The sequence below is a fragment of the Runella sp. SP2 genome (genome assembly GCF_003711225.1).
Lineage (GTDB): Bacteria > Bacteroidota > Bacteroidia > Cytophagales > Spirosomataceae > Runella.
In genome coordinates this window covers 7171087-7186990 of the sequence record NZ_CP031030.1, presented here as the reverse complement: position 1 = coordinate 7186990, position 15904 = coordinate 7171087, and the positions used below count along the sequence as shown (strand labels likewise).

Genomic DNA, 15904 nt, shown 5'->3' with positions numbered 1-15904 from the left:
GGAAACCTCAAACTACTCTTCCACCACAATCCGCTGTGGTGTTTTACGGCTCTCTTTGATGCCAAACACCTCCACCTTGGGAGCCAATTCCGATTGTTTCCCCATCTTCATATAATTGGCTTTCAGGATGGTGTATTCGGCCCGTAAGTTATTTACCTCTTCATTTGACTTACGCAATTGGCGCATTTGGCGCTCGGCGTTGATTCGGAAAAAGACCATAATCAGCCCTAGAAATAGTAAAAAAAGGGAGCCGTCGATGTACTTGACGGGAAATTGCTTCCCTCCCATTACATTTTCTACGTTAAACCATTGGCTCAACCATCCCAAGACTTTACTATTGCCCGTTTTGCTTTTCTTCTTTGGGCGACCATTTGCATTCGGCCCACCTACTACGTTAACAGCCATAACAATTTTAAGGGTTTGGGTTTATAACTTTTCAGCTACCCGTAATTTGGCACTACGAGCACGAGAATTTTCAGCGATTTCCTCAGGACTGGCTTCAATAGGCTTACGGGTGATGGCTTGCAATGGCTTGAGGTCGTTTCCAAAAAAATCTTTTTCGACTTCCCCAAAAAATTTCCCCTTGGCAATGAAGTTTTTAACAAGGCGATCTTCTAATGAATGATACGACATCACCACCAAACGCCCCTGAGGCTTGAGCACTTCGGCCGACTGCGTGAGAAACTCTTGCAAAACGGCCATTTCTTCGTTTACCTCAATCCGCAGCGCCTGAAACACCTGCGCAAAGTATTTGTTCTCTTTCCCACGGGGGGCAAACCGTTGCAGGGCAGTCTTGAGGTCGGTTACTGTTTCAATCGAGCGATTAGCACGGGCCGCTACAATGGCCTGCGCCGCAGTTTTGGCATTTTGGAGTTCGCCGTACATTCCAAAAATACGGTGTAATTCCTCCACGGTATAGGTATCGATAATATCGCGAGCGGTTTTGCCAATTCGGGGGTTCATGCGCATGTCAAGCGATGCCTCAAAACGCGTAGAAAAACCCCGTTCTGGGGTATCAAACTGGTGCGATGAAACGCCCAAGTCGCCCAAAATCCCATTGACTTGCTTGACACCGTACAGGCGAAGGTATTTTTGAAGGTAACGAAAATTGGCATCCACAAACGTTAAGCGTTTGTCGTTGATGGCTTCGGCATTGGCCCGCGCGTCGGGGTCTTGGTCAAAGGCAAACAAACGGCCTTTTTCACCCAAGCGCGCCAAAATCGCTTTTGAGTGACCACCGCCGCCAAACGTCACGTCCACATACACGCCGTCGGGCTGTATGTCTAATGCTTCCAAACATTCTTCCAATAATACTGGGTTATGATACATCTCGGTTTTTAGCTGCTGGGTTCGTTTTAGTATATGGGTATGCGAACCGCCACAAATTTAGCAACTTGTTGAGAAGAGGGACAGTTATTAAACTTTCTTTTTTACAGACACTTAACCAATTCATTGATTGCCAAAAGAATCAGGTCTGTATTTTATCGGTAAATTTCCATAAACTGCCGATTATAACAACCATCATTTTTATTTTTTCAGTAAGATTGTTCCGTCATACTGTATTAGGAAACGCATGTTACTCAATCCGAATAGAAAAAACCTACCGCTTGTCATTCATCTTTTGGCATGGTCCCTCATCTCAGGGCTGGTCTTAATGCCACCCTTTGGTGGACGGCTGGCTGTTCCAGATGAATACTGGGTGAAACAATGGATACTTTTGGTGCTGCTTATCAGTAGTTTTTATTTTAACGCCAAAGTACTCATACCCAAATTGCTTTTTAAAAACCACACCTTGTGGTACTTGATCTCGATAGCTGCCGTGGTATTCGTCATTTATTGGACGATTCAGGGAGTGGAGTCTTGGTTGAATTTACCTGAGCTTTGGCACAAGGCCGTTCGTCCCGATAAAAAATGGGATGGCATAGCTAGGGGGCGTCGTTTTGATACCTTTACCCTGCTTTATTCGCTCTTGTCGCTGGGAGCAAGTACCAGCTTGACGATGGTTCAAAAATGGCAAAAAGACGCACACATCCGTGAACAACTCGAACAAGAAAAAGTAACGTCCGAATTGTCTTTTTTAAAGGCACAAATCAACCCTCACTTTTTCTTTAACACCCTCAATAACATCTATGCGTTGACAATGCTCGACGTAGAACATGCCCGTGAGGCGCTACATCGGCTTTCGCGCATGATGCGGTATGTGTTGTACGAAACCAAAGAAGGCATGGTGAGCCTGAGCCATGAAATTGCATTTTTACAGGACTACATCCAGCTCATGCAACTGCGTTTGACGGATAAAGTCAAAATAACGTTCGACAAACCCGAGCCTTACCACGATGTATCGATTGCGCCCATGCTTTTGTTGCCGTTTTTGGAAAATGCCTTCAAACATGGCGTCAGTGCTACACAACCCAGCGAAATTTTTGTAGGTTTGACACAAGAAGGCGCTACCCTCAGAGTAGAAGTTAGAAATACCCTCTTTTCGGGAAAAGGGCCTACTTTGGACGAGAGCAATGGCATTGGTTTGGTAAATACCCGCCGTCGGTTGGATTTGCTTTATCCTAACCGCTATCGCCTCGACATCACCGAGCAAACCCCCACCAACGAATACTTAGTGCTACTGGTGATTCAAACACCTAATGTAACGCAATCGACCCAAACTCCTTCCTATGAACCTGACTTGCATAGCCGTTGATGACGAACCCCTCGCTTTGGGATTGGTCAGTGTGTTTATCGAAAAAACGCCATTTCTGACGTTGGTCGGCAAATACTCCAGCGCCGTAGAAGCACTACAAGGGTTACATGACCAGAAAGTTGACCTCATTTTTTTGGACATCCAAATGCCCGATTTGACGGGTATTGAGCTTGCGCGGGTTTTGGGACAAGCCCAACAAAATGGCGCTGGCCCGCGCATTATCTTCACGACGGCATTCAACAATTTTGCCATTGAGGGCTACAAAGTCGATGCCTTAGACTATTTGTTGAAACCTTTCAACTACGAAGAATTTCTGCGGGCTGCCAACAAAGCCAAGGCGTATTTTGAGTTAATCAACCGCCCCGCGCCAACCCCTGCCGTTACAGCAGCGCCTGTTGCCGCCGAACCCGAAGAAGATTCGCTCTTCTTGAAGGTTGAATACCAGCTTGTTCGAGTCGCTTTCAAGGATATTTTGTACATCGAAGGGCTAAAGGATTACGTCAAAGTTCACCTTCAGGGAAGCAACAAACCTATTTTGTCGTTGACGAGCCTAAAGGCTTTGGAAGATAAACTTCCTCCCCGCAAGTTTATGCGGGTACATCGGTCGTTTATTGTTTCGTTGGATAAAATCTCCAGCCTCACCCGAAATAGCATTCAAATTGGGACGATGACAATTCCCGTCAGCGACCAGTACAAAGATGCCTTCAGCGTTTTTCTGAGTAAATGGACGTAGTGAAATCGTCGAACGACAGCTCTTTAAAAACGATGCTTTCGTAAGGACTTTTTTTGCCTGCTTCGTAAAAACACGCCAAGTTTCCGTTGGGTAAAATCGCCAAATTGGAATAAGCCGAAGGGCCTTCATAGACTACGTGGCTTTGCTTCCACGACTTGCCTTGGTCGTACGATAGCCGCACTGTCATGTTGGCTCTTGTTTTTTGATGGGCGGGATTGGAAAAAGCCAACAATGGTTTTCTGCCTTTTTTCCCGTACCACAGCAAACTTCCTTGACATACAGGCTCAATCAGGGTAGTATCTCGTTGCAGTTCCGACCACGTTGCTCCACCATCTTTGCTCATCGATACTTGCCGCACGCGTACCGACGTATAATTGCGCATATTCAGCATTAAAACTCCCTTGGGCAATTCAGCCACGCTGCACTCATTTACTTGGTCGGAAGGCGTCGTTCCGCCCAACTGCCAGGTTTGTCCGCCGTCGTCGGAATGAATGCTGTGCGAAAAATATTTTTTGGTATTGGCCTCAATGTGGTCGCAGGGAATCACCAATCGCCCTTTATATTTTTTGGACTGCATCTGAATCCCGTTGCAAGGCCCCGTGGCGTACCAAGTCCAGTTGGGAAGTTTTACGTCGGCCGTGATTTCGCGGGCTTTTGACCAACTCAGCCCGTCGTCGCTGGACGATAGCACAAAAACACGGCGCGTATCTTTACTGGTTTGGTCAATGATTTGTCTTTCGTGATCACTGCCCAAATTCCACGTCGAGAGTAACACAATGTTGCCAGTTTTTTGATCCACCACGGGAGCAGGATTACCACAGGTATTGTCGGCGTCGTCCCAAACAATACTCATTTCAGACCACGTTTTACCGCCGTCGTTGGAGCGTTTTAACACCAAATCAATATCACCCGCATCGTTGCATCCCTTTTTACGAGCTTCTGCAAAGGCCAGCAACGTTCCTTTTTTGGTTGTCACCATCGCAGGAATACGAAAGCACTGATAACCATCGTCTCCTGCTTTGAAGAGAACGTTTCCATCTTGCCCAAAAGCCGCAAAAGAAACCATAAGTACCAAGCTTACGCTCAGCAGTTTTAACAAATTCATCATGATGTAACTAGGAAAAGAGACTAATAGCCAACGGCATTTATTTGCCTTGCCTACCAACATTACCCATTACTTTAATATTTGTCCTACGCATTTTTGGAAAAACCTCCAATTTCATCAGTTTGCCTTGTTTGACTGTCCCTGTAATCGTTGTATTTTTAGGAGCATGTAGCTTAAAATCCACGTCCCAGTTCTTAGGCCAAGCGGGCAACAAATAAATCGTGTCACCCACGGTTTGCATCAGCATTTCTTGAACGGCAACATATTAAAAACAAAAGGAAGGCATACAAAAAACGTACACCTTCCCGATTAGAGGTAAACAATCAACAATTAATATCCTGTATTCTGCGTCAAGCTTTTATTTCTATCCACTTCCGACTGAGGGAACGGCAACACGTTGTTTTTCTCTCCAAACACCAACGTTTGTCCCGCAGGGTTTTTTACCGCGGTTAGTCTCGAAGCCATCGCATTCCAGCGTTTCAAATCAAAATAACGGTGTCCTTCCAAGGCCAATTCCACGCGGCGCTCGTGACGAATAAACTCCCGCAACGATTCTTTGGTGTTGTATTTTGTTTGATCCACCGCAGGGAGTTTCACACTCGTCCGAGTACGAATGGCGTTGAGCGCGTCGTAAATACTCGCATCAGGCCCCGACACTTCGTTTTTGGCTTCGGCATACGCCAAAAGTACTTCGGCATAGCGCATGTGTACCACGTTCATGTCGGTCACTGGAATCTTGGTTCTATCGTACGGCAATTTCGACAAATCCATGTACTTTTTCTGCGCAAAGCCCGTTAGAAGTGGGTCAGTATGGATAAAATTGGTCGTTTCTGGGTCACCAGGCGCTTTAATCGTCATGCGCAAACGTGGGTCACGGTTGGTGTAAGGATTAGCCGCGTCGTAGCCAGAGCCTGCTTCCGAAATCATCTTCCCGTTGGTCATTTCGTATTCGTCCACCAAGTTTTGATAAGGAGCAATGGCACCGTACCAACCAATTTCCACCAACATTCCTTCGTTGCCCTGAGGGTTGTTAGGTGCCAAGTATTTGGTCGAAAACAATATCTCGTTGTTATTTTGTTGGGTAGTTGTCAAAAAGAGATTGGCGTATCCACCCTGATAAATCGAAAACAACTTTGAGTTGATTATCTCGTTGGTGATGGTCGCAGCCTCCGCCCAGTTTTGTTGGTAGAGCCGCACGCGGGCTTTCAAAAACTGCGCACTGGCTTTTACGACACGTCCTGTATAGGCAGTGGCGGGTAGTTTTGAAATGGCATAATCCAAGTCTTCCAACACAAAGGCGAGTACTTCTTCTTTGGTGCTCTGTTTGATTTTGGCTTCTTCGGCGGTTTTGGGAGCTACTTTGTACAAGACCACTCCGCCAAACATTTGTACCAAGTCAAAATAGTACATGGCCCGCAAGAAGCGTACTTCGGCCGAGTACAGGTCTTTATTGGCTTGCGACACCGCCGCGACTGAACCCACGTTTTCTAAAAAATAATTACAAGCCGCAATTCCCGCATAAGGCTGGTTGTAAAGCCCCGAGTTGACATTACTTGGGTTCACAACGCCTAGGGTTACGGCCTGATACCCAAAATAATTATGTCGGTCATAGGCATTGTCAGAGTATGCATCAAAAAACGGCTTGCGGTGGCCATAAATCCCGTTTTGAAGTGTGCGGTACACCCCCGCCAACGCCATGGTAACGTCGGTTTCGGTTTTCCAGAATGTCGCGCCCGAGATGGCATTCAGTGGGTTTTTATCCAAAAAGTCTTTATCGCAAGAACTCAACGTGCTGAAGCACATCAAAGCTGCGAGGCATTGGGTCATGTATTTTTTATAAAATTTCATTGTTGTCGAACGTTTAAAATGAGTACTAAAGCGCGGTTTCACCTAAAATTTGATGTTCAATCCTCCCGTAAAAATTTTCAACTGAGGGAATTGCGCAAATCGTCCTGAACCTGCTCTTTCGGGGTCGTTTCCTTCGTATTTTGTCCACGTAATTAAATTGTCACCCGAGAAATACACAATCAACCCTTTGGCTCCTACTTTGCTGAGGATGTCTTGATTGAAAGTGTAAGAGAGGTACAAGTTTTTCAAACGCAAATACGACGCATCTTGCAAGAAATACGTAGAGGTATAACCTGACACCCCTGGGTAGCCCACTTGATACACGGCAGGAACGGTCGTGCTAGGATTGGTAGGCGACCAAGCGTTTAGGAAGCGCAACGGAGGCGCAGAACCTTGTTGGAACGGCTCATACCCCCAACCGCTCACTTGGGTCTTTATTCCCTGTACCCCTTGGAAAAACGCCGTTAGGTTAAAACCTTTCCAGCCTGCGTTGAGGTTAAACGAGTAGTTGTACGAAGGAAAACGGCTAATACGCACTCGGTCTTCGGGGCCAACGGTGCCGTTGCCATCTAAGTCTCTGATTTTCAAATCACCTGGTTTGAGCGTACCTGAGTTAGGTTGCTTGGGCGAGCTGTTGATTTCGTCTTGGCTTTGGAAAATACCCACCCACTCATACATAAAGAAGTTGTTATACGGCTGCCCAATTTCGATTGTACCTAAGGTCTCGGCCAACAAGTTGGTAACTTTGTTGCGATAGCGGTGGAAAAGCACACCCACCCCGTAATTGAATTCGTTGATGGTTTTGTTGTGTCTCAATTCCAACTCAATCCCCGTATTTTGCATCGCTCCTGCATTGACAATAGGCGCGGTAAGTCCTACGCTGTTTGGCAAATCTTGGCGCTGCGTAAGGATGTCGCGGGTGTCACGTTTGTACCAGTCGATGGTAGCGCCAAAAAGTCCTTTGAACAAGTCAACGTCTAGCCCAAAATCCAACATCGACGTTTTTTCCCATCTCAAATCTTTGGTCACCAAGCGGGTCAACTGCGCCCCCGTTGTGAGCGACGAAGTCCATGGATAAGCCGTTAGGTTGAGTACGTCTTGGTAAGGGTAGTTCCCGATTTCTTGGTTTCCAAGCGTTCCGTACGAAGCGCGCAATTTTAGGTTATCAATCCACGATACGTTGTTTTTAATAAAATTTTCTTCCGAAAGCTTCCACGCCCCCGAACCTCCGCCAAAAATCCCCCAACGGTTGTCGATTCCCACGCGTGACGTTCCGTCGTAGCGAATGTTACCTTCAAGGAAATATTTGTTTTTGAAATCGTAATTAGCCCTTCCAAACAACGACTGCAAGGCCCATTCGGAAGCACCACCGTTGGTTGTTTGGTTGGTCGGACCGCTACCATCAAGCACCATAATGGACGTGGTTGGGAAGTCGTATCTAGCACCACCTACGTTTTCGGTGAAGTTGTTTTGTTGCTCATAACCCGCCAGTAAGTTCAGATTATGGTCAGTACCAAATTGGGTGTTGTAATTGAGGGTACTGAAAAAGGTTTTCGTAATAGCGCGGGTTTCATTTTGTTGAAGCCCGTTGAAGTTAGGGTTACCGTTTGCTACTTGCACATAATTTCCTGAAGCGTCGGGCTGATACGCAAACGACTGCGTTGGGTACTGACGGTTTTTGTATTGTTCATCGAAATACGTAATAGCCCCCTTACTCATCCATTTTAAGTTTTTCAAAATGCTTACTTCGGCAAATGCCTGGGCGTTGACATTGTACGTTTTGGTGAATTGTCCACCCGTCGCATACACTTCTTCTACGCTGCGGTTTCCTGTTCCGTTGGTCGTAAAATCGCGGTTAGTCGCTCTTCCACTTCCATCGGGCAAAAACGGCATCATGGTCGGTGCTGAGGCGTAGGCGAGTAACAACAAGTTGTCGTTGGTCAACCAAGGTGCTTTTGCATCCTGAAACGACAAGTTGATGTTTGTTCCAACGCGTACCCGCTTGTGCACTTGCGACGAAAAGTCAATTAACCCGTTGTATCGCTTGTACTTATACCCTTTGGTAATACTTTGTTGGTCTAAGTAATTGAAAGAGGCATTGTAAATCGTCTGCTCGTTTCCACCCGAAAACCCGATATGGTGATTTTGAATCGGGCCTTTGCCTAGCACATGGTCCAACCAATTAAAATTGGGGTACTTGTCGCTGTTGGGGTTGTTTTTGTACAAATCAATTTGGGCTTGGGTATAAAGCGCAGGCTGTCCACTACGAAGGCGCGCCGAATTGTACATTTCCATATACGTGGCTGAATTGGTAATCAGCTCGGGGTATTTTGTGGCTTCGCTTACACCCATGCTTCCGTTGTATTCAATCTGGGTTTTGCCTGCTTTTCCTTTTTTGGTCGTAATCAAAATAACCCCGTTGGCAGCCCTCGCACCGTAGATAGAAGCCGACGCGGCATCTTTCAAAACTGTCACACTTTCAATGTCTTGCGGCGAAAGGTTCTTGATAGAAGCAATGACCCCATCAACCAAGACCAAAGGAGCCGAAGAAGCACCAAACGACCCAAATCCCCTGAGCTGGAAAGAGGCATCGTCGCGGCCTGGCTCGCCCGTACTTTGGATAATGTCCAAACCTGCTACGCGACCTTGCAATAGGTTTTGCATGTTGGGCACGGGGCGCTGCGTCAACTCTGTGCCTGAAACCGTGGCTACCGACCCCGACAGGTTTACTTTTTTCTGCGTGCCATAGCCCACCACGACCACTTCCGAAAGGGCGGAGGCGTCGGCTTGGAGTGTTACATCATAGACGCTTCGGCTATCGGTCAGTACTTCCTGCGAAATATACCCAATGTAGCTAAATACCAACGTGGCATTGTTGGCAGCCTGAACACTGTACTTGCCGTTGACGTCGGAGATGGTACCTGTCACCGTACCCTTTACTTTCACGCTCGTACCAGGCAAAGGCACGCCGCTGGCGTCAAAAACCGTCCCTGAGATTTGTCGGTTTTGTGCAAAAGCCCCTTGCACCATGCCCCCCAACAACATCAGCAACGCCAATACACTAGCCCTAAAGCCAATGCGTAACCGACGCGTTAGGGTAAAAAATTCTTGTTTGTTACTGTCTTGCGTTGTGTACATCACCCGTTTTTGGGGCAAAGGGATGCCTGTACTCCTTTCAAAAGGCGTAGAATGAATTGCCATAAAGTAAAATGATTAAAGGTTAGAATTTGGTAAATGAACAGATGTTAGGGTTGTTTTCCATAGGAAGATTCAGTGAAATGGTTAGACAAATTTAAGACCCACAAGGGAGCGAAAGAATGGATAAAACCGTAAAATATTTGTACAAATCCGACTTATTTGGAGGCTATTTTTCACATTTTAGGCATAGCGATAGCAAAGGAGTTACTATTTGTCATTGATAGTAACTCCTTATTTTTTAATGCTTCGTGCATTATTTCACCGTCAGTAAATAGGTTTTATTTTTTTGGGTTTTTAATTGCAGCAAGTACCCGTCAGCCGTCTTTACGGAAGTAGTATTTGTTCCTTGTACGGTCACGGGTTTGTGGGTGAGCAGGCGCAATTCTTCGCCGTTTATAGACTTAACTTGAGCTTGGGTCAAGGTATTTTTTTCCCATTGCATTGATACTTCAAACCCTCCGCGCCCACGCAAACCACTGACTTTGCCCGATGGCCAACTGGTAGGTATCGCAGGCAATAAGTGTACTTTATCTTGATGACTTTGAATGAGCATTTCGGCCATACCCGCCGTTCCTGCAAAGTTCCCATCTATCTGAAAAGGTGGGTGAGCGTCGAATAAGTTAGGGTAGGTTCCTCCACCACGGCTCATGATGGTACCTGTTTCATTGGTATATTTCAATAACTCCCGAATGAGGGTATAAGCGTGATCGCCGTCCAGCAATCGGGTCCAAAAGTTGATTTTCCAGCCTTTGCTCCAGCCCGTTCCTTCGTCGCCGCGTAGCTCCAAGGTCTTTCTAGCCGCGTTAAAAAAGGCAGGCGTTTCTTTCGTAATCTGACGCCCTGGGTGTAAACCAAACAAATGCGATACGTGGCGATGGTACGGGTCTGTCTCTTTGAAGTCTTTCGACCATTCCAACAATTGACCTTTGCTACCAATCTGCAACGGCAACAGCTTGTTTCGCTTGGCAATCAACAGCTCTCTAAATTCTTTGTCTTGGCCTAAAACTGTTGAGGCATCAATAAGGTTAGTAAACAAATCCCAGATAATCGACATATCCATTGTAGTTCCTACCGATACCCCTTGTTGCTTGCCAGCCGCGTCAAAAAACTTATTTTCAGGCGTAGTAGAAGGGGCAGTTACGAGGTAGCCGTCTTTGTTTGTCACCAACCAATCGAGGCTAAAAAGAGCGGCTTCTTTCATGACAGGGTAGGCTTTTTCGGCCAAAAACTTTTTATCGCCCGTAAACCGATAATGCTCCCACAAATGTTGACACAGCCAATTGCCACCCATAGGCCAATTTGCCCAAACGGGGTCACCTGCACCTACGTCGCCCACGGCATTACTCAACGCCCAAATGTCGGAATTGTGGTTCGCAACCCATCCTTTGGCGCGGTAGTAATCGTGGGCCGTTTCGTGACCTGTTTTGGCCAAATGCTGAATCCAATCAAGCAGCGGTTGGTGCATTTCCGAAAGGTTGGTCACTTCGGCAGGCCAGTAGTTCATTTCGGTATTGATATTGATGGTATAATTGGAACTCCACGGGGCACGAAGCTCTTTGTTCCAAATTCCTTGCAAGTTGGCAGGCGGCCCTCCTGGGCGCGACGACGAAATCAGCAAATAGCGACCATACTGAAAATAAAGCACTTCCAAATCAGGATTGTAACGCCCTGCTGTATATGCTTTTAGCTGCTCGTCGGTTGGAACTGGGGTTGTATTGGCATTCAACGTGTCTTTAATCGTCAACTGGCAACGGTTAAAATACGATTGATATTCGCTCTGATGTTGTTTCAATAAAGTCGCGTAGGGCTGCGCTAGGGCTTTGGTCAGGAAACCAGCCGCCAGTTGTTTTTCGTCTTTTCCGTCTTTGTCGGGGCATTTGTCGTAGCCGTTAAAACTGGTAGCAGCCACAATGTACAAAACTACTTCACTGGCCTTCTCAATGTGGATACCTGCGGTGTCGGTTTTTACCGAACCATCTTTGGCAACCGCCTTGATTCGGTACTGAAAACGCATTCCATTACAGCCTTCGGCATCTTCGTAAATGACAGGAGTACGGCCTTTAGGGTTATAATAAGACGGGTCCACTTTCGCTGGAGCTTTGCCATTGACGACCAATTCGGTATTGCTCAACGGTTGTTTTTGAATCCGTAGTTTGGAACGCGTATTGATGTCTAGATTAAGTTGTTTCGACTTATCAGCACTCAAACGTACCACAAACACATTGGCAGGTGCCGAAACGAAACCTTCCCGAACGTAAGTGACCCCGTCCACGGTGAAACGGGTGGTGGATATAGCTTTTGAAATGTCAAGGTCGCGGTAGTAAGCCGTTGGCGTGCCATTTGTCAAACGGTGCTTAATCATCAAATCGGCCAACGGCAAGTACGATTCGGTATAAAACCCTTGCATTTTTTTGGTGAGTTCGTTGGCTTTTGAATAATCTTCTTTTTCCAACAACGCCTCGCGGATGGCACTGAGGTATTGATGCGCTTCGGGGTTGACGTTCTTTTTGAGCGGACCACCCGACCACAGCGTTGATTCGTTCAACTGTATCAACTCTTCATTGACACCGCCAAACACCATTGCACCGATTCGACCATTGCCCACTGGCAATGCCTCCACCCACCTTTCGGCGGGCTTGGCATACCATAGTTTTTGGCTCGATTGGCCAAAGGTTTGAAAATAACATAAAAAGAGGAAGGCAAAAGATTTGAAAAAGTACTTCATAATGCGTGTAGAAACTTATGGAGTTAAGGCTATGATTAGAAATAGAACTATTGGTTTTACAAAGTACGTGTATTTCTAATCCAGTATAAATTTGGAAATTATCAAGATTATAAGTTATTTTAACTACGAAACAGATATAAACGGATATTTTCTGCTAATTTTTTAACTATGAAACCCCAGCTTTTACAAGTTGCTATTAGCCCTAATCGTTCTTTTAGCCTTCGTCGAGATCCAATTCCGAACATCAACAACCGTTGGCACTGCCATAAAGAGGTCGAATTGGTTTGGTTTCACCGAGGCAGCGGAACGCAGTTTATTGGCGACAGTATCCGACGCTTTAAACCTGGCGATGTAGTGCTGGTAGGGGCAAATTTACCGCATTATTGGCACTTTGACCACGAAGAAAAAATAGATTGCCCAAAAGGAAGTGAGTTTTATTCTTCCGTCATTCATTTTACGGAAGATTTTTGGGGGAGCCAATTTCTACAACTCCCCGAGAATAAAATGCTTAAAAATGTCCTTGATAAAGCCAAGCGGGGCATCTCTTTTTCAGAAGAATTGAGCCAACAAGTGGCCCAACAAATAGAAGTCATTTTCGCCACCGAGGGCACTTACCAACTCATCGCCCTGATTCAATGTATATTATTGGCTCAGCACTGCGACGAAAATGACTTATTATCTTCCCTTAGTTTTCAATACGACGCCTCCGATCTGGAGAATGAACGCCTTCATGGCATTTATAAATACACCCTCCAGAATTTTCATAACAAAATAAAACTGCAAGACATTGCGTCGTTGGCGGGACTAACGCCCAACTCTTTTTGTCGGTATTTCAAGCACCGAACGGGTAAATCGTACTCTCAGTTTTTGCTCGAAATACGGGTAGGCAATGCCTGTAAGTTACTCATTAACACGCCCATGGCCATCAAGCAAATTTGTTTTGAAAGTGGTTTCAACAACTTCACTTGTTTTTATAAGCAGTTCAAAAACATTACAGGCATGAGTCCGTTTTCGTACCAAAAAGCCCACGCAGATAAGTAGCGGAAAGGAGACTAACGGCCTATTTTTACCCCAAAATTGATAAACCCGAGCTTGCCACTTTGCTGATTGTAATATTGGGCATTGCTGGTAGAGAACCTCGTCAAGCTAGGGGTAATTTGAGTAAATGAAGGCGTATAATTAAAAAAAAGCGACACGCTTCGGTAACCCATTTCTGCCATATAAGTAAAGTTTTTCAGGCCACCCTCCTTCGCAAAGAAATACATATCCTTAGAAGCAACAATGGGGCCGCTGGTGGCCGTAACTCGACCTCCCAAAACTTTATCTGAATCTATTGGATAAACGCCCCACCCAACGATCATCCCACCACCATCCAATGGCTGTTTCATCCTACTTACGTTGTAACGCACTCCCAAACCCAAAGAGAAAGTTTCTTTTCCTTTTTTGTTTTTGAGAAACACCTTGGGCATCAGTTGAAAATTATAACTAAACGCACGCACATCGGTTTGCTCTGGCCTAAGCATCAACGTATTCTGATAATAATCAGATCTGGGTGACGACCATTCGTTATTCGGAAACAATTCACTGTCCACTTTTACCACATTGGAATATTGATACCTCAAACCTAGTGCTTCTACCCCTACTCCGTACCTAAATTTCATTCCCATTCGTTTACCGTTCCACCAATAGGCGTCATGCACCAAACTCACGCCTACCACCGAACGGGTTCGTAACCAAAGTGAGTTCGAAATAACAAGTCCTTTGTTGGGTGCATTTTCCATAAAAATCGAAGGGTCATTGAGCCTAAGGTATTCATACCGATCAATGGGCTGGTTAAAAAAAGTATAACTACCCATTCCCAGATGCAAGTTAAAAAAGGTGTTTTTCTTGTACGCTTGCCAGTATTGTTGCCATTTGGGAAGTGGCTTGGCCGTTGCACGATAAGGCGCTGAACTCAGCTGAATGTGTCCCAACGTAGAATCTTTGGTTTGATTCAGGTCACGTAGAAGTTTGTTTAAATCCAAACGCTCAAGCTTTTGTAAATCTGCGGGCGTTTTTCCGTAAAAAATAACGCGGCTTGCAGGGCCTGCATTCACAATGAGGGAGTCGGCAGCCCAGCTACAGTTCGTAGCAAGGAGACACATTAAGAGGGTTGTTTTCATGGTTGTTATTGGTTATTTCGATTCTGGTACAACGAGGCTGTGCGCGACCAATGACCACACGCCTTTGCCTGCGCGGCGGTCCAATGCTCTTAAATCAAATTTTCGTTCTGTGCGCAAACGGCGCGTTTCTCGACTAAAGCGTTCTAAAAAGGTGGTTCTTAACAAATCTTGGGCGGGGGTTTTCTCGGGAAAATCTGGTAAGTCAATATCCACAATCAGGACTCGTTCTTTGGGCTTCGCCTCATTTCCTAAATCCTCCTCTCCTTTCTGTAGAAGGGGACTTTTTTGGGCGTCGCCTTCTTCCTTTTGGACACGGGAAAACGCTTCACCCTTCTCCAACAAGGCGAGGGGTTGGGGTGAGGTGATTCCATCGGCTTGGACAACGACTTGCGCAAGCTTACTTGAATCCTCTGGCTCAACGGCCCAAGTATCTTCTACAACCAACTGTCTTTCAACGTATCTGTAGCTTTTGTTTTTCTTCACAAACGCCTTATTCTGCTGAGTGGTTGCTACTTTTAACGGCTCTACGGGTGGCTTAGAAAGACTAGGCTGCGGAGTAACTTTAGCCAAGCTTGGTGGTAATTCGTTCAAAGACTGGGGACTCAACAACCATTTACCCAACAATAGTATCCCAATAAAAGCGGCAGCCACCGCCGCCCATCTACCAAAAGTAAAACCACGGCGGGGGGAATTTTGCGTTTCGATACGCTCCCACACGGCTTTTTTATCCCATTCAAAAGGGCTAACGTCCTCCGCCGCATCGTCGCTGAGCGTATCTCGGATTTTATCGAACAATTTTTGATTGTGCATAGTCTTTTTCTAGTTCAATGACCCTTTTTTGCAACAATGATTTTGCCTTACTTAATTGAGATTTGGATGTCCCTTCCGAGATGTTCAGCATTTTGGCAATCTCGGCGTGGCTATACCCTTCGATTTCGTACAGGTTAAAAACGGTTCGGTAGCCAACAGGAAGCTGCGAAACAATTTCCCAAATTTGTGCGGCCGAAAGCCTCTCGATGGTGTTTTCGCTAACGGCTTCTATTTCAAACTCAGAATCTGACAACAAATGAAAATTGGCACGCTTGCGAAGTGATTTCAACGCCTCATTGACCGTGATACGCTTCAACCAAGCTTCAAAAAATGGCACACTCTGGAAATTTGCTTTCGGCATATTCTCAAAAGCCAAGCAAAACGCTTCCGAAACAACGTCTTCGGCATCGGCTCGCTCTCGCAAGTACCTAAAAGCCAAGCGATAAATAACATTACCATAGCCTTCAAAAAGCTGTTTTTGGGCCATTTTATCGCGGTGCTGGGCTTTTTGTATGGTGGCGAGTGTAATCAAATTAGGTGCGTTTTGGGCTTATAATAAGAAACGCAGGCGAAAGGTTGCCTGCGTTGTAAAAAAAATAAAAAAACAGCCTAGCGTCTCCGACGCAGG

13 protein-coding genes are annotated in these 15904 nt (G+C 45.9%); 3 read left to right on the top strand and 10 right to left on the bottom strand.

What is annotated here, in order from left to right; translation table 11 throughout:
* Nucleotides 1-12 precede the first annotated feature (12 nt).
* The gene (locus tag DTQ70_RS28920) at nt 13-405 is read right to left on the bottom strand and encodes an FtsL-like putative cell division protein (RefSeq protein ID WP_122934029.1); all 393 of its coding nucleotides are present in this window, start codon (nt 403-405) and stop codon (nt 13-15) included.
* A gap of 21 nt (nt 406-426) precedes the next feature.
* Nucleotides 427-1329 (bottom strand): 16S rRNA (cytosine(1402)-N(4))-methyltransferase RsmH, encoded by a 903-nt coding sequence (gene rsmH, locus DTQ70_RS28915; RefSeq protein ID WP_122934028.1) that lies wholly within the window; start codon nt 1327-1329, stop codon nt 427-429.
* Between the two features lie 244 nt (nt 1330-1573).
* Here rsmH and DTQ70_RS28910 point away from each other — a divergent pair, with 244 nt between their 5' ends.
* Together DTQ70_RS28910 and DTQ70_RS28905 are read left to right on the top strand one after the other, a co-directional pair.
* Entirely contained in the window at nt 1574-2695 is a 1122-nt protein-coding gene (locus DTQ70_RS28910; RefSeq protein ID WP_122934027.1) for a sensor histidine kinase, read from the top strand.
* Entirely contained in the window at nt 2670-3428 is a 759-nt protein-coding gene (locus DTQ70_RS28905) for a LytTR family DNA-binding domain-containing protein (protein WP_122934026.1), read from the top strand. The genes DTQ70_RS28910 and DTQ70_RS28905 overlap by 26 nt, the downstream gene beginning before the upstream one ends.
* Here the strand turns inward: DTQ70_RS28905 and DTQ70_RS28900 are convergent.
* The 5 genes from DTQ70_RS28900 to DTQ70_RS28880 form a co-directional block, all read right to left on the bottom strand.
* Nucleotides 3400-4536, bottom strand: coding sequence for an exo-alpha-sialidase (locus tag DTQ70_RS28900; RefSeq protein ID WP_229600034.1), 1137 nt, complete (start codon nt 4534-4536; stop codon nt 3400-3402). The genes DTQ70_RS28905 and DTQ70_RS28900 overlap by 29 nt on opposite strands.
* A 37-nt stretch (nt 4537-4573) precedes the next feature.
* Entirely contained in the window at nt 4574-4780 is a 207-nt protein-coding gene (locus DTQ70_RS28895; protein ID WP_122934025.1) for a hypothetical protein, read from the bottom strand.
* A gap of 83 nt (nt 4781-4863) precedes the next feature.
* Nucleotides 4864-6381, bottom strand: coding sequence for a RagB/SusD family nutrient uptake outer membrane protein (locus DTQ70_RS28890; protein WP_122934024.1), 1518 nt, complete (start codon nt 6379-6381; stop codon nt 4864-4866).
* A gap of 42 nt (nt 6382-6423) precedes the next feature.
* Nucleotides 6424-9582, bottom strand: a complete 3159-nt coding sequence (locus tag DTQ70_RS28885) for a TonB-dependent receptor (RefSeq protein ID WP_229600033.1) — start codon at nt 9580-9582, stop codon at nt 6424-6426.
* 250 nt (nt 9583-9832) lie between these two features.
* Complete coding sequence (locus tag DTQ70_RS28880; RefSeq protein WP_122934023.1) at nt 9833-12304, bottom strand: glycosyl hydrolase family 95 catalytic domain-containing protein; 2472 nt, start codon at nt 12302-12304, stop codon at nt 9833-9835.
* 168 nt (nt 12305-12472) lie between these two features.
* Here DTQ70_RS28880 and DTQ70_RS28875 point away from each other — a divergent pair, with 168 nt between their 5' ends.
* On the top strand, nt 12473-13345 hold the full coding sequence (locus tag DTQ70_RS28875) for an AraC family transcriptional regulator (RefSeq protein WP_122934022.1): 873 nt from the start codon (nt 12473-12475) through the stop codon (nt 13343-13345).
* An 11-nt stretch (nt 13346-13356) separates the two neighbouring features.
* Here DTQ70_RS28875 and DTQ70_RS28870 read toward each other — a convergent pair whose 3' ends face one another.
* The 3 genes from DTQ70_RS28870 to DTQ70_RS28860 are packed head-to-tail and all read right to left on the bottom strand — an operon-like array spanning nt 13357 to nt 15808.
* On the bottom strand, nt 13357-14466 hold the full coding sequence (locus tag DTQ70_RS28870) for a hypothetical protein (RefSeq protein WP_122934021.1): 1110 nt from the start codon (nt 14464-14466) through the stop codon (nt 13357-13359).
* Nucleotides 14467-14478: 12 nt separating this feature from the next.
* Complete coding sequence (locus tag DTQ70_RS28865; protein ID WP_122934020.1) at nt 14479-15276, bottom strand: hypothetical protein; 798 nt, start codon at nt 15274-15276, stop codon at nt 14479-14481.
* Nucleotides 15251-15808, bottom strand: coding sequence for an RNA polymerase sigma factor (locus DTQ70_RS28860; RefSeq protein WP_122934019.1), 558 nt, complete (start codon nt 15806-15808; stop codon nt 15251-15253). The genes DTQ70_RS28865 and DTQ70_RS28860 overlap by 26 nt, the downstream gene beginning before the upstream one ends.
* Between the last annotated feature and the right edge of the window lie 96 nt (nt 15809-15904).